The 19,893-nt window shown below is 72.7% G+C and carries 18 protein-coding genes; 7 read left to right on the top strand and 11 right to left on the bottom strand.

Annotated elements, in window-relative coordinates:
• Positions 1-37 precede the first annotated feature (37 nt).
• From hpf to mtrA, 5 genes are all read right to left on the bottom strand, one after another.
• Positions 38-694 carry a ribosome hibernation-promoting factor, HPF/YfiA family gene (gene hpf, locus AB0P08_RS16290; protein ID WP_085607163.1) on the bottom strand — a complete coding sequence of 219 codons (657 nt, stop codon included), beginning with the start codon at positions 692-694 and terminating at the stop codon, positions 38-40.
• A 131-nt stretch (positions 695-825) separates the two neighbouring features.
• Entirely contained in the window at positions 826-1,473 is a 648-nt protein-coding gene (locus AB0P08_RS16295) for a ComF family protein (protein WP_363590548.1), read from the bottom strand.
• Positions 1,474-1,565: 92 nt separating this feature from the next.
• Entirely contained in the window at positions 1,566-3,284 is a 1,719-nt protein-coding gene (locus AB0P08_RS16300) for an LpqB family beta-propeller domain-containing protein (RefSeq protein WP_363590549.1), read from the bottom strand.
• On the bottom strand, positions 3,281-4,960 hold the full coding sequence (mtrB, locus tag AB0P08_RS16305; RefSeq protein ID WP_187663727.1) for an MtrAB system histidine kinase MtrB: 1,680 nt from the start codon (positions 4,958-4,960) through the stop codon (positions 3,281-3,283). The genes AB0P08_RS16300 and mtrB overlap by 4 nt, the downstream gene beginning before the upstream one ends.
• Positions 4,961-4,967: 7 nt before the next feature.
• Positions 4,968-5,648: an MtrAB system response regulator MtrA gene (gene mtrA / locus AB0P08_RS16310; protein ID WP_025103044.1), complete on the bottom strand. Its 681-nt coding sequence runs from the start codon at positions 5,646-5,648 to the stop codon at positions 4,968-4,970.
• A gap of 95 nt (positions 5,649-5,743) precedes the next feature.
• On the opposite strand from mtrA, the gene AB0P08_RS16315 reads away from it, so the two are divergent.
• From AB0P08_RS16315 to AB0P08_RS16335, 5 genes are all read left to right on the top strand, one after another.
• Positions 5,744-7,054 (top strand): glycerophosphoryl diester phosphodiesterase membrane domain-containing protein, encoded by a 1,311-nt coding sequence (locus tag AB0P08_RS16315; RefSeq protein WP_363590550.1) that lies wholly within the window; start codon positions 5,744-5,746, stop codon positions 7,052-7,054.
• Positions 7,021-7,692, top strand: coding sequence for a DUF4129 domain-containing protein (locus tag AB0P08_RS16320; RefSeq protein WP_363590551.1), 672 nt, complete (start codon positions 7,021-7,023; stop codon positions 7,690-7,692). The genes AB0P08_RS16315 and AB0P08_RS16320 overlap by 34 nt, the downstream gene beginning before the upstream one ends.
• Positions 7,689-8,876 (top strand): DUF4350 domain-containing protein, encoded by a 1,188-nt coding sequence (locus AB0P08_RS16325; RefSeq protein ID WP_363590552.1) that lies wholly within the window; start codon positions 7,689-7,691, stop codon positions 8,874-8,876. Before AB0P08_RS16320 ends, AB0P08_RS16325 begins: the two co-directional genes overlap by 4 nt.
• A 97-nt stretch (positions 8,877-8,973) precedes the next feature.
• On the top strand, positions 8,974-9,897 hold the full coding sequence (locus tag AB0P08_RS16330; protein WP_259953275.1) for an AAA family ATPase: 924 nt from the start codon (positions 8,974-8,976) through the stop codon (positions 9,895-9,897).
• Positions 9,898-11,205 (top strand): DUF58 domain-containing protein, encoded by a 1,308-nt coding sequence (locus AB0P08_RS16335; RefSeq protein WP_363590553.1) that lies wholly within the window; start codon positions 9,898-9,900, stop codon positions 11,203-11,205.
• 16 nt (positions 11,206-11,221) lie between these two features.
• Here AB0P08_RS16335 and AB0P08_RS16340 read toward each other — a convergent pair whose 3' ends face one another.
• Positions 11,222-12,214, bottom strand: coding sequence for a stage II sporulation protein M (locus AB0P08_RS16340; RefSeq protein WP_363590554.1), 993 nt, complete (start codon positions 12,212-12,214; stop codon positions 11,222-11,224).
• Positions 12,215-12,230: 16 nt separating this feature from the next.
• On the opposite strand from AB0P08_RS16340, the gene AB0P08_RS16345 reads away from it, so the two are divergent.
• Positions 12,231-13,040, top strand: coding sequence for an RDD family protein (locus AB0P08_RS16345; protein ID WP_363445922.1), 810 nt, complete (start codon positions 12,231-12,233; stop codon positions 13,038-13,040).
• Between the two features lie 21 nt (positions 13,041-13,061).
• On the opposite strand, the gene AB0P08_RS16350 is transcribed toward AB0P08_RS16345, so the two are convergent.
• On the bottom strand, positions 13,062-13,268 hold the full coding sequence (locus AB0P08_RS16350; protein ID WP_025103036.1) for a DUF3499 family protein: 207 nt from the start codon (positions 13,266-13,268) through the stop codon (positions 13,062-13,064).
• A gap of 78 nt (positions 13,269-13,346) precedes the next feature.
• On the opposite strand from AB0P08_RS16350, the gene AB0P08_RS16355 reads away from it, so the two are divergent.
• Positions 13,347-13,772: a hypothetical protein gene (locus AB0P08_RS16355; protein ID WP_259953229.1), complete on the top strand. Its 426-nt coding sequence runs from the start codon at positions 13,347-13,349 to the stop codon at positions 13,770-13,772.
• A gap of 9 nt (positions 13,773-13,781) precedes the next feature.
• Here AB0P08_RS16355 and AB0P08_RS16360 read toward each other — a convergent pair whose 3' ends face one another.
• The 4 genes from AB0P08_RS16360 to manA form a co-directional block, all read right to left on the bottom strand.
• Complete coding sequence (locus AB0P08_RS16360) at positions 13,782-15,164, bottom strand: DUF5719 family protein (RefSeq protein WP_363590555.1); 1,383 nt, start codon at positions 15,162-15,164, stop codon at positions 13,782-13,784.
• The gene (locus tag AB0P08_RS16365) at positions 15,161-18,202 is read right to left on the bottom strand and encodes a glycosyltransferase (protein ID WP_363590556.1); all 3,042 of its coding nucleotides are present in this window, start codon (positions 18,200-18,202) and stop codon (positions 15,161-15,163) included. The genes AB0P08_RS16360 and AB0P08_RS16365 overlap by 4 nt, the downstream gene beginning before the upstream one ends.
• A gap of 80 nt (positions 18,203-18,282) precedes the next feature.
• On the bottom strand, positions 18,283-18,600 hold the full coding sequence (locus tag AB0P08_RS16370) for a WhiB family transcriptional regulator (RefSeq protein WP_149084934.1): 318 nt from the start codon (positions 18,598-18,600) through the stop codon (positions 18,283-18,285).
• Between the two features lie 161 nt (positions 18,601-18,761).
• Positions 18,762-19,889: a mannose-6-phosphate isomerase, class I gene (manA, locus tag AB0P08_RS16375; RefSeq protein WP_363590557.1), complete on the bottom strand. Its 1,128-nt coding sequence runs from the start codon at positions 19,887-19,889 to the stop codon at positions 18,762-18,764.
• Positions 19,890-19,893: the final 4 nt, after the last annotated feature.

Raw genomic sequence — 19,893 nt, forward strand, 5'->3', positions numbered from 1 at the left:
CCCGATCCCCGCAGGGATCGGGCCGTTCTCGGTCCTGTCAGGAGGCGAGCGCCTCAGCGGGCGGAGCCTGCGTGCTGAGGGCGATGACACCGTAGTCCCAGCCCTTGCGGCGGTAGACCACGCTCGGGTGGTCGGTGCGCGCATCGACGAAGAGGAAGAAGTCGTGCCCGACGAGCTCCATCCGGTCGACGGCCTCCTCCACCGTCATCCACTCCGCCTCGAAGCTCTTCGTGCGGATGACGACCGGGGAGTAGTCCTCCTCCTCCTCGCTCTGCACGGGGATGCTCCCCGTCGCCACGGCGTGCAGCACCTCGGCGGAGGCGGGCTGCACGTCGATGCCCTCGAGCGAACCGCTGCCCTTCTCGAAGTGCGGGCCTCGCGGATGCTGTCGTCCGTCGACGCGCTTCTCCTTCGCGCGGCGCAGCTGCTCGGTCATCTTGTCGATCGCGAGGTCGAGCGCCACGAACTTGTCGCCGTCGACCGCTTCGGCACGGACCACGGGGCCCTTCCCGACGAGCGTCAACTCGACCGTCTCGTCCGGGACTCGACCGTTGCGGTAGACGCGGTGCGTGACCTTCACGTCCAGGCGTTGCGCCTTGGCGGCGAGTGTCTGGATCTTGGCGATCTTCTCTTCGACGACGGTGCGGAAGCGATCGGTGATGCCCACTCCCACGCCCACGATGCTCGTTTCCATTGCTGCCTCCTTGTCCCGGTCCACCCGGCCAAGGGCGGACCGTGGTCGCCTTGTGACACCCCACCGTAGTCCGACCCGCGGCCGATGTCACGGCCCGAGGCCCTGTGTCTCCGGTGAGTCTGCAATGAACCTCATCCGGATCGGGCCGACATCGGCGTGGCGGCGAGCGCGACGACCCCGGCGACGACGAATCCGGCGGCGACGAGGGCGCGGCTGGCCTCGTCGAGCGTGGCCCCCGTGGTCACGACGTCGTCCACCACGATCGCGGGTGCGCCGAGCCCTCGTCGGCGTGCGCGCATCGCGCCCCGGAGATTGTCGGCCCTCGCGACGGCAGACAGCTCCCGCTGGTCCCGCACCTGACGGGTGAGAGCGAGGACGCGCTGCGGCTCCGCACCGGCGGACCGGACGAGGAGCTCAGGGACGCGGTAGCCGCGCCGACGGAAGGCTGCCCGCGAGGTCGGGACGGGGATCACCCAGACTCCCGGTCCGACCGCAGGGAGGAGGACGGCGGAGAGGGCGGCGCCCAGCGGTCGTCCCAACGCGGTCTGCCCCGCTCCTTTCAGACGCCGGATGCAGGAAGCGGCCGGACCGTCCAGGTCGAGGGCGGCGCGGACCCGCAACCCGCCCGGGGTCCGCACGTCGCGCGGCCTCGGGGTGAGCGCGACCCGGCAGCTATCGCAGAGCACGATGCCGAGCCGGTCGCATCCGGCACAACTCGCCGCGAGCAGCAGCGCCCCGGTCTCCGCGGCGAGCGCGCCCACCCGTGTCGTGAACCCCATGCCGAGATCCTGCCGTCAGGCGCGTGCTCCCGATAGCCATCTCCCTTGTGGCGGGACTCGATCGGCGCCGAGGCCGTTCCGTGCAGGAGAGGTCATTCGCCGGTTCGTGTGGCCAGGACGGAGACGCCTTCCGCCACCTCCCGCCACGCCGATCCCGCGTGCGCGAACAGCTGCCCCGTCGCGTCCAGGATGCGCACACCCGCCGGAGTGCGGGCACCGGCGATCGACGCCGCATTGCTGGGTGCACTCTCGGCCGAGCCCGGTCCGCCGACCGGCTGCACGATCAGACGGGGCGTCGTGGAGTCGGTGAGCACGGCCAGGCGATCGGGCCCCAGCCAGACGAGCCCGGTCGACGGCTCGGTGAGCTGGATCAGCTGTCGCACCTCACCCAGCTCTGTGGGCACCCCGGCGCCGTCCCGGACGACTGCCGCGACGACCACCCAGAGCTGGCCGCCGACGCGCACCACCGCCGCGACCCTGGCACCGTCGGCGGAGACCCGGATGTCGGAGATGGCCGAGGCGTTCGGCCACGCGCCGGCGACCTCATGTCCGACGACGTCCGGGCCGACCGCGAGCAGCGCCTGCGGGGCTCCCGCGGGCACCGACCACACGTAGCCGTAGGGGTCGAGGGACGGCTGCACGAGGCCGGGCCGGGCATCCAGCTCGTTGCGTCCGTCCTCGGTCGCGAGGTACACGTGGCCGTCGTCGAGCTGCAGCGCTGCGGTCGCGTCGTCCGCGGCCACGTCGATCGCCTCGATCGGCTGCGTGACCGCCTGGATCTGCGCGCTGATCCCGGGGATCGACGCGATCTCGTCACCGACGATGCGACCGAACCTGCCGTCCTTCAGCACGAGCGTCCCCGGCTCCGACGGGGTGCTGATGACATCGACGACCCCCGCGTCGAGCGCGCGGCCGTCGACGCTGAAACGCACCTGCGTGACGTTCACGCCCGCGGCCTTCAGCGTGGCCTGCAGCTGGGTGCGCATCCGGGCCAGTGTGGTCCCGTCCAGGCTCGCCGCGGGCCGGGTCAGCGCCACCTCGGCCGCCTGCCCCGTGATGAGCACGGCGTCCTGTGCCAGTTGGACGTCGGCGGGGAACGCCGTCTGCACGGCCGGATCGAGCCACTCCGCCGGGGTGCCGCTGACGAGGGCCTGCGTCACGGTCGTCGCCGGGCTCTGGCGTCGCGGGAACCACCGCATATCCGGGACGAGTCGGGACCAGCGCGCGTCGAACCACTGCAGCGAGTACCCCTCGAACACATTCGGGAACCGGCTCTGGTCGATCACCACGCCGTCGGGCGCCTCGGTGATCCGCCACTCGCCGTCCTCCCCCCTCGCGAGCGCGAACGGCACGCTCGAGTCGCCGGGGGCACCGCTGTACGCCCCGGAGTCGTCCACGCTGGCGACCAGCTCGAGGAGGACCTGCACCTCGGCCTCCTCAGCGTCCTCCACCTGGTCGTCGGGGACGTTCGAGCTGAGGGTGCGGGCCTCGGGACCAGCGTCGATGGAGACCCCCGCCGATGGTCGCCAGCTGCGCTGCAGAGAAGGCGCCAGGAACTCCCGAGCCGTCGCCCAGTTGTCCGATGTCGTGATGCCGGCTTCGAGGAACCCCTCGACGATCTCCTCGGGGCCTGCCCCCGCGACGGGACCGGAAGCCACGGGGAGCACGTCGACGTCGTCCGGGGACTCCCCCAGCTGGAGACCGACCGCGACGTCGCCGCTCGTCGGCAGGCCGGCGCACGCGGGAAGCAGCAGCGCGACCAGCGCCAGTGCGGCGCCACGGACGAATCGGCTCCTCGCGCGCGGGCTCATGACTGGTCCTTCCCGTCGAGCAGATCGGAATAGGTCTCGGCGATCGAGATCGGCTGGGTCGCGTCGCCGAGTTCTGTGAGGGGCTCCTGCGGCTCCACCGGGATCGGGCTCGGGCCGTCCAGCACCCGGTCGTGGCGGGGAATGGTCAGCACGAAGTGCGAGCCCACCCCCAGCTCCGACCACACGGCGAGGGTGCCGCCGTGCAGGGTGGCGTCGCCGAGGGCGATCGACAGGCCGAGCCCCGTGCCCCCGATGGTGCGCTGCCGCGACGGGTCGGCGCGCCAGAAGCGATCGAACACGCGTTCCGCGTCTCCGGGGTCCATCCCGAGCCCGAAGTCGCGCACGCCCGCGGCCACCGCGTGCTGGTTGCTGTCGACCGTGACGACGACCGGACGCCCTTCTCCATGCTCGATCGCGTTGCCGATCAGGTTCCGCAGCACGCGCCGCACACGACGCGGGTCCATATCCACCGGCGAGTAGCCGCCGGGCGCCACCAAGCGGATCTCCGTGCCATGCCCTTCCGCAAGAGGTCGCATCTGCTCGATGATGTCCTCTGCGAGTTGGGCGAGACTCGTCGCCTCCAGCTCGAGCTGCACGGACCCCGCGTCGTACCGACTGATCTCCAGCAGGTCGGCCAGCAGCGTGTCGAACCGCTGCACCTGCGCGTGCAGGAGCTCGGCGGTGCGGGCGGTCGTGGGGTCGAACTCGTCGCGCTGGTCGTTGAGCATGTCGGCGGCGAGGCGGATCGTCGTCAGCGGGGTCCTGAGCTCGTGCGAGACGTCGGACACGAAGCGCTGCTGCACCATGGAGAGCTCGCCGAGCTCCTTGATCTGCGCCTCGATGCTGTCGGCCATGGCATTGAAGGAGCGCCCCAGCGTCGCGAGCTCGTCCTCGCCGTGCACCTCCAGCCGCACGCCGAGATCGCCCGCCGCGAGCCGCGCACTCGTCTCGGCCGCCTGGACGATCGGGGTGGACACGGTCCGCAGCACGATCCAGGAGATGGCCGCGACGATGGCCACCAGCCCGATGCCGGCGATCCAGAGGGTGCGCTGCACGAACACGAGGGTCTGGTCGGCGTCGGCGAGGTCGTAGGCGAAGTAGATCTCGAAGGTCCCGGCCTGCGGCACCTGGAGCTGCTGCCCCACGACGATGCCCGGCACGACGCCGCCGTCCTCCGTGGGCAGGGCGACCGACTGCCAGGCCTGCCGGTCGTCGAACTCGCGGACCCTGGCCTGCAGCTCGGGGCTCAGCAGATCCGGCGTGAGCCCGGCGGTGAAGCCGTTGAGCCGGACCGTCCCCGAGCCGTCCTGGATCTTGAAGCCGGCGAGCAGGTCGGCGCTCGACGTGCGCGAGAGGGTGTCGGGGATGCCGTTCCACAGATCGGTGAGCGCGGCGGGGTCGTCGCCCACCTCCGCCACGTCCAGGAGGGACTGCGCCTGGTCCACCGCTCGGCGGGCATCCTCCAGCGCGACGTTCTTCCGCGACACGAAGAGGTCGTTCTGGATGACCAGCGCCATCGTGACGCACGTGATGAGGATCGCCAGCGACGTGGCGACGAGGGTGATCGCGAGGGTGCGGAACCGGAGCGAGCGCCGCCACAGCGCCGCCAGCACGTCCGGCCAGCCGCGCCAGTCGCGGAGGACGGCGACGGCCGTGGTCGCAGTCGTCGCGGCCATGGGGTCCCTAGGTGACGCTGCCGGCGCGGTAGCCGACGCCGCGGACCGTCATGACGATCTTGGGGTTGTCCGGGTCGAGCTCGACCTTCGCCCGCAGCCGCTGCACGTGCACGTTCACGAGCCGGGTGTCCGCCTTGTAGTGGTAGCCCCAGACCTGTTCGAGGAGCATCTCGCGGGAGAACACCTGCTGCGGCTTGGAGGCGAGGGCCACGAGAAGCTGGAACTCGAGCGGCGTGAGGGCGATCGGGGTCGTCCCGCGGCGCACCTCGTGCGCGTCCACGTCGACGGTGAGGTCGCCGATCCGCAGCTGCTCGCTGGAGGCCTGCGGCGTCGGGCGCAGCCGGGTGCGGATGCGGGCCACGAGCTCCTTCGGGTTGAACGGCTTGACCATGTAGTCGTCGGCGCCGACCTCGAGGCCGCGGACGACGTCCGCCGTGTCGCTGCGCGCCGTCAGCATGATGATCGGCACGCCCGACTCGGCGCGGATGCGCGTGCAGATCTCGATGCCGTCCATTCCGGGGAGCATCAGGTCCAGGAGCACCAGGTCGGGGCGCTGCGCGCGCCACTCGTCGACCGCGCGCGCACCGTCCGCGCAGAACACCGGCTCGAATCCCTCGGTGCGCAGCACGATGCCGATCATCTCGGCGAGCGCGGTGTCGTCGTCGACCACAAGGATGCGTGAGGTCATAACTGTTACCTTATGGCACCGAGTCCCGCCCTCCGCAGGTCTGCGCCTCAGTGCCCGGATATGACACGATGGGAGCGCACGACGGAGGGAGGCCCGTGAGCGGCCAGACGTGGACCCCAGCTCCCCGGAAGGGCATCATCCCCCTTCATCCGCTGACGTTCGGCATGCTGCTGGGCAAGGCCTTCGCGGCGCTGCGGCACAACCCGAAGGTCCTGTTCGGGTTCGCCGTCGTCATCCAGCTCATCGTCGTCATCGCCACCGCCGGGGTGATGGGGCTCGTCCTGTTCTCGACGTTCTCCCGGCTGGAGACGGTCTCCCCCTCCTCCCCCGACTTCGAGGCCGTGTTCGCCGGCACGATCGCCATCAACCTCATCGCCGGCCTCGTCGTCGGGCTCGCCTCCGTCGCGTTCACCGCGATCATGCAGGGGGTGGTGGCCGCCGAGGTCGGCTACGCGACGGTCGGCGTCAAGGCCACGCTGCGGATGCTGTGGCGCCGCATGGCCCCGGCCTTCTGGCGGCTCGCCGGCTTCGCGTCCCTCTCCGTGCTCGCGCTCTTCGGCGGCCTCGCGATCGTCGCGGCCGTCATCGCCGCTCTCATCGCCGGCGGTCTCGGGGGCACCCCGGAGATGATCGGCATCGTCGTGCTCGTCGTGGTGCTCCTGGCCCTGGCGGCGATCCCGCTCACGGTCTGGCTGTCGACCAAGCTGCTGCTCGTCCCGTCGATCCTCGTGCTGGAGCGGGCCCGCTTCCGGGAGGCGTTCGTGCGGTCGTGGCGCCTGACCCGCGGCCGGTTCTGGGTCGCGTTCGGCGTGACCTTCCTCATCAGCCTCATCATGGGCCTGGCGATGCAGGTGGTCAGCATCCCGACCGCCATGTTCTCCTCGTTCCTCGGGACGGTCATCGCCCCGACCGGGTCCAGCGAGCCGAGCGCCGTCATCGCGTACGTCTTCGCCCTCCTCGCCCCGCAGGTGCTGCTGCTGATCCTGCAGGCGATCACCATCGTCGTGCAGAGCACCGGCGGCGTGCTCGTCTACCTCGACTGCCGGATGCGCTACGAGGGACTCGACCAGACGCTCCTCTCCCACGTGGAGCGCCGCGACCTCGGTGTGCCGGAAGACCAGCTCGGCGACCCGTTCGCGATCGATCCCGCCCGTGCGGTCACCAGCGCTCCCCCGCCCCGGCAGGTGCCGGAGCACGTGATGATGTCCCAGGGCTACGGCTCCCCGGCGTACGGCGGGCCCCCCGTGACGCCGATGCCGTTCCCGGGCGCGGCGGGTCCTCTCCCGACCTCTCCCGCGCCGACCGCGTTCGCCCCTCCGCCGCCGCCCGCACCGGCCCCTCCCGCCCCGCCGTCCGCCGAGGACGCAGCCGGATGGACGGCGCCGGGCAGCACCCCGCCGTCATGATGCGACGGTTCGACGACGTCTTCGTCCCGGACGGGGACGAAGCGCGACGCTGGGCCGAGGAGGAGCTGTCCAATCCGCGGTACGCGGACGCGAAGCCCACGTGGTTCGACCTCCTCGCCCGCGACGTGATGCGCTTCCTCGCCGATCTCTTCAGCGGGGAGAACGGGGCGAGCGTCGGCCCGACCGCACTCATCGTGGTCACGGTGCTCATCGCCGCGGCTCTGGTCACCGCGCTGATCGTGTGGGGGCGCCCCCGACGCTCGAGAGCGATCCGGCGCGCGCACGGCGACCTCCTCGGCGCCGCCGACGACCGCAGCGCGGCACAGCTCCGCGCCGACGCCGAGCGCAGCGCACGCCAGAGCGATTGGGACGCCGCGGTCGTGCTCCGCTACCGCGCGATCGCCCGCAGCCTGCTCGAGCGCGACCTCATCGATCCGGCGCCCGGAGCGACGGCGCAGTCCCTCGCCCGCTCCGCGAGCGCGGTCTTCACCGACGAGGCGGACGCCCTGCGGCGGGCCGCCGCGTCCTTCGACGACGTGCGCTACCTACGGCATCCCGCCACGGAGGACGACTACCGGCACCTCGCCGCGACGGACGAGCGCCTCCGCGCCCACCGCCCCGAGGGGGTGCCCGCGTGACGACGGTCGCATCGGACGAGATCGCCGTCGACACCACCGCCGAGCGCCCGCGGCGTCGGACCGCCTCTCTCCTCGGGTGGCTCCTCGTCGCGGCGCTCGTGGTCGCGGTCGCCCTCGCAGCCTCCCAACTCGCGGCGAGCGGCCCCGGCGCGCGGGGCACCCTCGATCCGGAGAGCCGGTCCGGCACCGGCGCCCTGGCCCTGGCCGAGCTGCTGCGGGACCAGGGAGTCGAGGTCGAGGTCGTCCGCTCGCGGGCCGCGGCAGCCGCCGCCCTCGACGAGGACACCACGCTGGCCCTGACCAACCCCTACACGCTCTCCGACGACGCGCTGGCGGATCTCCTCGCGCCGGCCGACCGCGTCGTCTTCCTCTCCACAGGCACGCATCTGCTGGCCGAACTCGCGATCGGCGAGAACGCGTCGGGTTCGGCCGCGCCGAGAACAGCCACCTGCGCAGTCCCCGAGTTCGCCGAAGTCGGCGCCATCCGCCCTGATCGGCTCTTCTCCCCCGCAGACGACGTGACCGGGTGCTTCGGCGAGGACGATGCCGCGGCCGTGCTCGTCGACGAGAGGGATGGATACCGCGCGGTGGTCGAGGGCGTGAAGCTGTTCAGCAACGCGGCCCTCGCCGAGGACGGCAACGCCGCGCTCGGACTCGCCCTGCTCGGGCAGACCGACCGGGTCGTCTGGTACGTCCCGTCTTTCGAGGACACCGACATCGAGGGCACCACCCCCGACACGCTCGGGAGCCTCACCCCGGACTGGGTCACCCCGGCGATCCTGCTGCTCCTCGCCGCGGGCCTTGCCGTCGCGCTCGCCCGCGGCCGGCGTTTCGGCCCGCTCGTGGCCGAGACCCTTCCGGTGACCGTCCGCGCGTCGGAGACGATGCACGGACGCGCGCGGCTGACGGCCAGGGCCGCGGACGCCCCGCACGCCGCGGACGCACTGCGGGAGGGCACTCGGAGGCGACTGGCCCGACGACTCGGGTTGGCTGTGCACGCGGACGCGGACGAGATTGCCGACGCCGCCGCCGACCGTCTCCGGATCCCGCGCGGCACGCTGCAGAGCCTGCTGGCGGGACCTCCGCCCACCGACGACGCCGCCCTCGTCGCGCTCGCCCGTCGCCTCGACGAGCTCGAGACCGCCGTGGAGACGAGCGCGCAGTCCCCGCGGAGCGGCACATGACCATCCGTCCGCCCCACACCCCTTTCCCGACCGAAGCCGAGGAGACCCCGTGACCGACGAGAACAGTCCCGCCGACGACGCCGCGCTGCGACAGGCCATGCACCGCGTCCGCACCGAGGTCGACAAGGCGGTGGTCGGCCAGGCCGGCACGGTCACCGGCCTGCTCGTGTCGCTCCTGGCGCGCGGCCATGTGCTGCTAGAGGGTGTTCCCGGCGTGGCGAAGACCCTGGTCGTGCGGTCGTTCGCCCGGGCTCTCGGGCTCGACACCAAACGCGTCCAGTTCACGCCCGACCTGATGCCCGGCGACGTCACGGGGTCCCTCGTCTACGACGCCAGGACCGGGGAGTTCGACTTCCGCGCGGGCCCGGTGTTCACGCACATCCTGCTCGCGGACGAGATCAACCGCACGCCCCCGAAGACCCAGGCGGCGCTCCTGGAGGCGATGGAGGAGCGTCAGGTCTCCGCGGACGGCGTGAGCCGCGCGCTGCCCGACCCGTTCCTCGTCGCCGCGACGCAGAACCCCGTCGAGCACGAGGGGACCTACTCTCTGCCCGAAGCCCAACTCGACCGCTTCCTGATGAAGCTCGTCGTCGGCATGCCGGAACGCGACGCCGAGGTGTCCGTGCTCCGGCGCCATGCCCAGGGCTTCTCGCCGCGCGAGCTCACGGGTGTGGAGGCCGTGATCGGCGCCGACGAGATCCGCGCCGCCCAGCGGGCCGCCGCCCGGGTCGAGGTGACCGACGACGTGCTCGGCTACGTGGTCGACCTGGCCCGCGCGACCCGCCACTCCCCCTCCGTCGAGCTCGGGGCGAGCCCCCGCGCCTCGACGGGACTGCTCGCCGCGGCCAAGGCCTGGGCCTGGCTCAACGCCTCCACCGCCGTGACGCCGGACCACGTGCAGACGATGCTCGTCCCGGTCTGGCGGCATCGTCTCCAGCTCCGTCCTGACGCGCAGATGGAGGGCGTGTCGGCGGACGCCGTGCTGACATCCGTGGTGCAGCAGACCCGGGTGCCGATCTAGGTGTTCGTCTCGGGCCGTCTCGCCGTCGCCCTCGCCGTCGGCATCGTGCCGCTGGTCCTCGCCGGGCTGGCGGGGTTTCCGCCGTACGCGGTGCTGGGCGGGTGGATCGGGCTGTGCCTCCTCCTCGTGGCCGTCGACGTCGTCCTGGCCGGCGACCCGCGCGCGGCGACCGTCACCCGTCGCGTCCCGTCGCGCGCGCGGCTCGGCGAGCAGGTGCCGGTCAGCGTGGCGGTGCAGAACCGGGGGACGCGGACGCTCGACGTCCTGCTCCGCGACGCGTGGCAGCCCACCGCGGGAGCGCCGTCGGAACGGCAGCACCTGCGCATTCCGCCCGGGGAACGGCGGCGCGTGGACATCCCCCTCCGCCCGAGGCGCCGTGGCGAGCTCGTCAGCGCCTTCGTCGTGCTTCGTTCCCGCGGTCCCCTAGGGCTCGCCGGCCGACAGGCACTGCATCCCGTCCGTGGCGCGATCCGTGTGCTGCCCGCCTTCTCCTCGCGCAAGCATCTGCCTTCGCGGCTGGCGCGGCTGCGGGAGCTCGATGGGAACACCAGCATCCAGGTCCGGGGACAGGGCACCGAGTTCGACTCCCTGCGCGAGTATGTGCGAGGGGACGACGTCCGCTCCATCGACTGGCGGGCGACGGCACGAGCGGGGACGACGATGCTGCGCACCTGGCGCCCCGAGCGCGACCGGCATGTGGTCCTCATCGTCGACACCGGGCGCACGGCCGCAGCCCGGGTGGGCGACGGCACACGACTCGATGCGGCGCTGGAGGCCGCGCTCCTGCTCTCCGCGCTCGCGGCACGGGCAGGCGACCACGTGCACCTGCTCATGCACGACAGGGTGACCAGGGCACGGGTGACCGGGGTGGACGGCGCGGCGCTCCTGCCGGCTCTCACCGACGCCATGGCTCCGGTGCACGCCCGCCTCGTCGACACCGATTGGCATGGGGCCTTCGCGGCGGTGCGGACGCTGACCACGCGTCCCTCTCTTCTCGTCGTGCTCACGGCGCAGGACGCCGCCGAGTCGGCACGGGGCTTCCTCGGTGCCTTCCCCGACGCCTCACGGGCCATGACGGTGCTGGTCGGTTCGGTCACGGACGACGGCATCGCCGCCCTCACCCGCGCGCGGGAGTCCCGGGAGGACGTCTATCTCGCCGCCGCCGCCGAGCGCACGCTCCGGGACGCCGAGAACGTCGCGGACGCGATCCGCCGCGCCGGTGGCGAAGCCATCGCCGCGGACCCCGAGGACCTCCCGCCGCGGATCGCCGACCGCTACCTCGAGCTCAAGGCGGCGGGGCGGCTCTGACGGCGGTCGCCGTGCCTCAGCCCGCCACGAGCCGCGGCGTGCCGGACTCGTACTCGACGAGGTCACCGGTCTCGCCGCGGCGATAGGCGCGCCTGCCGACCACGAGCATGTAGATGAGGAAGACCGCGAGGGCCGCGGCACCGATGCCGATCTTGACCGGCCAGGGCAGTGCCCATCCGGTGACGAACCCCTCGACCAGCCCGGAGAGGAAGAGCGCGAACACGAGCCCGAGGGCGACGGTGGCCAGCGCCCTGCCCTCCTCCGCGAGCGCCTCGCCGCGGGTGCGGTGGCCCGGCGCGACCCAGGCCCAGAACATGTGCAGGCCGGCGGCCGCGGCGACGAAGATGCACGTCATCTCCAGCATCCCGTGGGGAAGGATGTACAGGACCATGAGGTCGGCCTTGTCGTGGATCGCCATGATCGCCCCCGACGCGCCCAGCCCCATGGCGTTCTGCACGAGCATGTAGACGGGCCAGATGCCGGTCACCCCGAACAGCACGCACTGCATCGCGATCCAGGCATTGTTCGTCCAGACCATCCCCATGAACACCGCTGCCGGGTTCTCGGTGTAATACCCGGTGAAGCTCTCGTCGGCGTACTGCTCCAAGGCGTCCGGTGGACCGAGCGTGGCGACGAGCGCCGGGTCACCGGCGATCCACGCGGCCGTGCCGACGGCGACCGCCACGAAGGCGAGCGCGATGACCAGGGTCGTCCGACGCAGGCGGTAGAGCGCCGCGGGGAGCTGGAGGCGGAAGAACCGCGACGTCTGGGTGAGGATGCTGTCCGCGGCCCCCGTGAGCCGGAGCCGCGCACGCACGAGGATCGTGGAGAGGTAGGCGCCCTGCGGGGACTCCCCGACCGACGTCTTCAGTTCCGCGAGGTCGGCCGATGCGGCACGGTAGCGCACGATGAGCTCGTCGACACCGGCACCGTCCAGGCGGGCACGGCTGAGGGTGTCCAGCCGTTCCCATTCGGACCGGCGCGCATCGGTGAGGGCATCGGCATCCACCTGATTTACTGTACTCATGTCCGCGCAGATCGACGTCTCCGACGAGGTGCTCTCCGGCGAGGCGGTCGCGATCGACGTCCAGCCGGTGGGGTTCCTCCTCCGGGCGGCCGGGGCCGTCATCGACATGCTGCTGGGCTACGCCGTCTTCGTCGGGTCGATCTTCCTTCGCATCTGGCTTCTCGACATCGGCGTGCTCGACACCGCCACCGACCGCATCGCCCTCGTGGCCTCCCTCGTCGTCAGCTTCGTGATCCTGCCGATCACGATGGAGGTGGCGCTGAAGGGACGCAGCCTCGGAAAGCTCGCGGTCGGCGGCAGGATCGTACGGATGGACGGCGGAGCGGCCGGGTTCCGTCACGCGTTCATCCGCGCCCTGCTCGGCGTCCTCGAGATCTATCTCACCTTCGGCGGCCTCGCCGTCCTGGTCGGGGCCTTCACGGCGCGTTCCCAGCGCCTCGGCGACCTGGTCGCCGGCACGTACAGCCAGCGGGTGCGCACCCCGCAGCTGGTCACGCTCGCGCCCACGCTGCCTCCGGCGCTGACGGCATGGGCGCAGGTCGCCGACGTGGCGCGGCTTCCTGATCGGCTCGCCCGCCGCATCTCCCAATTCCTCGTGAGCGCCCCGCGCATGCTCCCGGCTGCTCGGGAACGCGTGGCCCGCGACCTGCTCGCCGAGGCCGCACCCTTCATCTCCCCCGTACCGGCGGCGCCGCCCGAGCTCGTGCTGGTCGGCGTCACCGTCCTCCGGCGCGAGCGCGAACGCCGCGCGCTGGACAACGCGGATCGACGTGCGGAGCGACTGACGGGTCGCCGTCTGGGCGCCTGACCACCTCGCCGGTCGCGTCGGTCAGGCGCGCAGGGCCTCGTGGCGGACGACCAGCCATCCCGCAGGGACGGAGAGGCGGTCCGCATGCGGCGCACAGAGGTCGTGCGCCTGCGGATCGTTCGCCGCACCGAGCGGCCCGAGCGCGGCCATCTGATCGCCGTAGTCATACGTGAGGGTGGCCACGGCCTCGCGCGCGCAGCCGACCTTCGAGCACAGTCGTCCGTCCATCTCCGTCAGCGTACGGCGCCTCCCGGCGGCGGCGGGGCTGCCGCGCCGGGAGCCGCCACAGCGCCTAGACTTTTCGGCATGCCCCGTCGCCGTTCCGTCCCCGCCGCCGCCGCTCGCCGCGGTGCCAGGCACGGCCGGCACGGTCGTCTCGGACGCAGCGAAGTCGTGAAGCCGCCGCTTGCCCCGTTGGATGGCCGCATCGATCGCTTCGACCTCACCGTGGGCACAGCGGTCGAGTTCCTGCGCGGGACGTGGCCGGAACTCCAGGACGTCCGATTCGAGATCGGTGCGCTGCCGACGTACGACGCCGACGGCGAGGTGCCGCGTTGGCACCTCGACCGCGATCAGCGGAGGATCGTCCTCTTCCGGATCCCGATCGAGCGGCTGCTCCCGCCGGGACACGACGACGCCGCGCATCGACGGATGGCGATCGAGAGTGCCGTCTTCCGTGCGGCGGCGGAGTACGTCGGCCGGGAGCCGTGGGATCTCGGCCACGACCGCTGACCCCGCCCGTCAGGGGTAGACGGTGATCGACGCCTCGACCCCCGGCGACGGCGGGACCGGAAGCACGGCGAGGGCGCCGGGCGCCGTCATCGCGACGGCGGCGTGCACCTCTCCCTCCGGACGGAGCACGTAGGTCGTGTCCGCTGCGACGTCGAGGCCACGGGTCTCCCCCGCCGGGATGACGATCTCTTGCGGCGAGCCCCCGTCGATGGTCGAGAGGGAGACGGTGGTCTCCTCATCGGACGTGTTGGCCAGCTGCAGCCGCGGGGACGGACCGGACGGCACGGCGAAGGCGACCTCCGCGTCGATCTCCGGTGCGGGGGTGACCCACGCGAAATCGGAGTCCGCTCCGAAGCCGTCCTGCTGCCGCACCCCGGCGACGACGGGGGCATCGGCCTCGATCTCCACGGTGTAGGTCCCCGGCTCGAGACCGCTGAGCGAGACCTGCGCGGGCTCGTCGGCGGTGAGCGGCACCGTGAACGCGTCCAGACCGGCGCCACCGCCCTCGGCGGTCACATGGACCTCAGCGAGCGCGTCCGTTCCGGGCGCGAGCAGACGCAGCACCGTCATGTCGCCCTGGTCCCCTGCTGCCGCGAAGGCCTGCACACCGGGGAGCACGACGTGCTGCTGCGGTCCCGACACCGCTTCCTGCTGGTCGGCCCCGACCGGGTCGAGCACCTGCATCAGCGCCGACTGTAGAACGGCGCGGACGGGCGCTCCGACCGCACTCACCTTGACGACGGGGACGTCGTTGCCCGCAGCGATGGACGTCAGCGGCAGTGCCGTCTGCGTGCGCGGCGGGACGATGACCGTCCGTCCGCCTCGGGCCGATCCGTAGACCGCGAGCGTCACGGTCGCGGGGACGTCGGCTGTGTTCGCGAGGAGGACGACGTCCTCGGCTCCGGTGCCCACGGACCCGCCGACGAGCCACGACTCGAGCCGAGGCACTCCGCAGGGTGAGGCGGCGAAGCCGGCGAGGTCCTCCGCGGCGAGAGTCGACGACTCGGCGCCGGCGATGAGCGGTGCTGACCGCCCCTCGACGAGTCCGGTGAGCACCGGCACCTCCTGCCCGTCCACGAGGTCCGGCACCGCGAGCCCCGTCTGCGACGGGACGCCGTTCGTGCCTCCCGCTGTGAGCTCGGGGGTCGCCGCCCGGCGCATCTCCGACGGCGCGGCCGTGTTGCGACCGAGCGCGCGGAAGTCGCCGGCGCACACCAGGACGCTGTCTCCGGGGAGCGGGGTCACCCGCTCCTGCGCCGGCTCGTGCGTGACAGTCGGCCAGGGGGCGTGCACGGCGGTCGCGACGCCCAGCACACAGGCGGCGGCGACCACGACGCCGGTGACGACCCGTGCGCTGGTCGCAGCGACGCGGAACGCGCGAGTGCCCGTCATCGGTGGTCCTCCTCGGTGCCGGTGCTTCCCTGGTCGTCGGCGGACGAGACATCCGGCCGGTCCTCCTCGCCGTCCGCCGTCGGGCGGGGGTCTGCACCGTCGTCAGCGGGTTCGGCATCGGCGATCGGGGCGAGCGCCTCGTCGGCGAGCGCGGGCTCGTCCTGCGGGTCCTCGACGGTACCGACCGGCGGCACGACGGCCGCGTCCGGCACCGAGTCCTCCGCGTGGCGTGGCAGGACCAGAGGTTCCTCCGGCGCCCTGCCGACGATCCTCGACTGCGCTCTGGCGGCCCGACGCGACGCGCGCGTCGGGATGGACAGGAGCAGCGCGGCGAGCACGACGAGGAGCTGCAGCGTCACCACGACCCTGGCGGTCCCCTCCTGCGTCGCGCTCAGCGCTGCCGGTTCCGCCGGCTCACCCTCGAGGCGCCAGAGGACCCCGCGGTCCGTCGAACCGGCCTGCACGAGGCCCGCCCGCTGGTCGATCGCCGCGACGGAGGCCGTGCGCAGGGTGCGTGCGCGATCCCCTTCGCCCGGTACCTCGGCGAGGAGGACGTAGCTGATCCCCTGCGCGAGGAGCTGCGCCGGCGCGTCGAAGTCGCGGGCGGAGATGAGATCGACGGCGAGGACGGCGAGGTCCGTCCCCTGCGGTTCGACCGCCGTGGAGAGCATCGTCGTCTGCGCTCCCAGGGTCTCGCTCGCGCCGCGCACCACCTCGACGGCGAGACCGCCGTCGTTCTGCGGCGTGAGGATGAGAGTGGAGATCGGACGGTCCCCGGCCGCCTGCGCACGCACGTAGGCGGGCAGCGTGGATTCGGGGCCGTTGGTCAGCGCGGAACGGTCGCCGTGGAACGCGGTGAGGGCGGGGACCGCGCACACCACCAGCGCGAGGGCGGCCAGTCCCGTGGCGGCCACGCGCAGTCGGGGAAGCATGAGCGCCGTGTCCAGCGTGATCGTCGCCGCGCCGACGACGCCGATCCAGGCGAGGCTCAGACCGGTGCCCGGCCAGAGCGGGACCGCGGTCGCTCCTGCGGAGGCGACGCTGACACCGACGGCGAGGAACGCCGTGGCGAGCCCGCTGAGCGCGACGACCAGCAGCGTGATCCCCGCACGCCACCGGGGCGAGACGGCGGATCCCAGTGCGAGCAGCGCGAGCGGCGCGCACAGCAGCGCCGCCCAGGTGCCGGGAAGGACGGTCGCCCACCCTGCCAGATCGCTCGTGGGGAAGCCACCGGCGACCGCCAGGCGGCCGGCGGCGTCGGCGGCCGCCTGCGGCCCGAGCCACGTCCGTCCGGGATCGGCGAGCAGACCGAGGGCCGTGCCGTGGGCGAGCTGCCAGAAGATCAGAGGAGCGAACAGCGCCGCGGTCGGCAGCGGGAGCCAGAGCAGGCGGCCGGCCCCGCGGAACTGCGCCGTTCCCAGCACGATCCCCAGAGCCACGACCCACAGCACCGCGAGCGCCGGAGCGAGGACCGGCGCGCAGGCGACGACCGCCGCCAGGAGCAGGGACGCGCTTCCGGCCGCGCCCCAGGAACGGTGGGCGACCACCGCCGAGTGGAACAGCCACGGGAGCAGCAGGTGGACGAGCACGGCGGAAGGCCGACCGTCCACGAGTGCGGTGAGGAACGTCGGCGCGAGCGCCCACGCGATACCGGCGAAGATGCGCAGGCCGGCTCGGTCGGTGACGCGGGTCGCGGCGAACCATCCCCCGAGGACGGCGAGCGGCAGTGCGAGGATCCACAGCAGCACCATCGCGAAGGACGGCGCCCCGGGCCACAGCGAGCCCAGCACCGCGACGATCGCGGCGAACGGGTCCGCAGGGCCGACGAGGTCGATGCCGAGCCCGCGCATCCCCCACGCCGCGTCCTGCCACAGCGCGGCGACGGTCTCGCGCAGGGGCAGGAGGCCCCCGCCCCCCAGCGCCGGCCAGGCGAGGAGGCTGGTGAAGGAGGCGATGCTCACGACGAGCGCGGCCAGCACCGCCCAGGCCCCACCCCCGGAGAAGAAGCGGAGCTCGCTGACGGCACCGTGTTCGCTGCCATGACCGTCGTCGAGCCGGCGCCGCAGCTGCGCGGGGGTGACCCGCAACGGGGCGATGCTCGCCCAGGTGGAGGATCGGAACGAGCGGATACGGGCGCGCGATCGCGCCACGGCGCCGAAGCGGATCATCGCGAGGAGAGCCGCGCCCCACTCCGGGAACACCGCCTCGGGCCGCTTGCCGATGAGATGGGTGAGGGAACGCCACAGCGCGAGCGGCAGGAAGGTCAGCCAGTGCAGCGGCACGGCGGCCGCGGGCGCATAGGCGAGGCGCCGATGGAGTTGGGCGAGACGGGTGACGAATGCCCTCCGGGCTCGTCCTGCCGGTAGCGCCGCCGGACCATCCGGGGCCGCGGAGACCCTCGCAGCCGGCTCGAGGACCACACGCCCGCCTCCGAGCCGCGCGCGGACGCCGAGGTCGAGGCCCTCGTCGGCACCGCCGAGGGCGGGGTCCGGCCGCAGCGCGTCGCGCACCTCGCCGCGGATGAGCAGGCCGCGGATGTCCGCCCCGAGGGCGTCGTCCATCCGGTCGTGCTGTCCCTGGTCCAGCTCCCCGGCGGCCAGCTCGACCGAGCGGCCGAAGGTGGTCATGCTCACGCCGAGGGAGACGATCTCGCGCTCGTTGTCGGTGGCCACGAGCTTCGGAGCGACGATCGCCGCGGACGGGGAACGCTCCAACATGCCCGTGAGCCGTTCCAGCGCCCGCGGGTGCGGCGCGGTGTCCTGCGCGAGGATCCAGATCGCCGATCCGTCGAGGACGCGTGGGCGCGCCAGCTCGAGGGCCTCGGCGAACGAGGTCGACGACCGCGCCTCGATGATGCCCTCGACGGTGGCGGCGACGGCGTCGCTCTCCCGTGCTGTGGTGGCGTCGCCGCAGATGATCAGCGTGACGGCCGCGGGCGGGAGCGTCTGGGAACGGACGGCGTCGAGCGTGCGGAGGAGCTGGGCGCGGGCGGAGGGGCCGGGGCGCGCGACGATGAGGGCATGAACTCGGGCTGGCATGACGTGGTCAGCCTATGCGGGGCGTCAGTCCGGGAAGCGCACCGCTCCCGGCGCGCCCACGAAGCCGCGCCGTGGAGGCGTCAGCTGGCGCGGCGCTTGAGCTTGCGCCGCTCGCGCTCGGAGAGGCCGCCCCAGATCCCGAAGCGCTCATCGTTGGCCAGCGCGTATTCGAGGCACTCGCCACGCACGTCGCACGCCGTGCAGATGCGCTTGGCATCCCGCGTGGAGCCGCCCTTCTCCGGGAAGAAGGCCTCGGGGTCGGTCTGCGAGCAGAGCGCGTCGCTCTGCCAGGCAAGGGCGTTGTCGTCGTCCGGGTCGGACCGGCGGACCCCGGGAACACCGAGGTTGACCGGATCGACGAACCAGTTTTCCGGCACATCGGAACGGTAACCCGTCATCTCGACCTCCAACCCTTCAGAAACCGCCCCCCTGGCGGGCCGTGCTCACCTAATTACACCCGTGTCATTCGCTCGGGTCAAGTCGCGGATCGTAAACCCTCAAGCGTTTCTTGAAGGTTCATGAGCTTCCACCGGCGTGTCGCGCGCCTGCGCTCGACCCCTCAGCGGCCGGGGGTCGCGACGAAGACCTCGCCCGCCCCGGCGAGCGTGAGGGAGCGCTCGTCGGCGTCGGCGAACGCCACCGTGCCGATCGGGACGGAGACCTCCGCTCCCGACTCCGCCGTCACCCGGACGGAGCCGGCTGTCGCCAGCACCATGGTCGGGCCGGACACGTCGAGAGTGACCGCCGTGTCGTCGATCCGGACCCGTCGGAGGGCGAAGTCGGGCACGGGCACCGGGTACGTCGTCACGGCTTCGTCGCCCGCGGGCCGCAGGACCGGGACCTCGCCGGGCGTGGTGTCCAGCACGGCGAGCAGTTCGGGCACATCGATGCGCTTGGGGGTCAGACCGCCCCGGAGCACGTTGTCGCTCGCCGCCATGATCTCGACACCGAGGCCGGAGAGATAGGCGTGCAGCAGCCCCGCCCGAAGGAAGACGCCCTCGCCGCGGCGCAGCACGAGGTGGTTCATGAGCAGGGCGACGACGACCCCGGGATCACCCGGCGAGCTCTCGGCGATCGCGGCCACCGCACGCAGGGCCGGGAACTCCTCCCCTGCGGCGCCGGCGGCGGCGGCGACGACGGCGCCGATGATCTCCTCGACCTCCTCCTGTGCTCCTCCACCGAGCAGCCAGCCGATCGCGTCGCCGAGCGGGTCGCCCTCACCCGAGAGCCGTTGCCGCAGAGACCGCACCCCCGGACCGTCCTCGAGGGCCTCGAGCAGGCGCAGCGTGTCGGCGATCGGACGCAGGCCGCTGAGCGACTCGAAGCGGTCGCTCAGGGCGACGATGAGCTCCGGCTTGTGGTTGGCGTCGCGGTAGTTCCGCCGCGGGTCGTCCAGCGGCAGCGCGCTCTCCCTGGCCCAGCCGTCCTGGGCCTGTTCCCTGGTCGGGTGCACCTGGATCGACAACGGCCGCGCGGCGGCGAGGAGCTTGAGCAGGTACGGCAGCGTGCCGCCCGTCACCGTGTCCAACGTCCCCCCGTCCGCGAGGTCGGCGGGATCTCCCGGGTGGTCGCCGAACCAGACCTCGGCCTCCGGCGCACCCGTCGGGGTGCGGCCCTCGAGCTCGGCGAGGAGGGACGGCGATCCCCAGGCATAGTCGCGGGGCACGTTGGTGAGGCTGCGCAGCATGCCC

Source organism: Microbacterium meiriae (genome assembly GCF_040686935.1).
Taxonomy (GTDB): Bacteria; Actinomycetota; Actinomycetes; order Actinomycetales; family Microbacteriaceae; genus Microbacterium; species Microbacterium meiriae.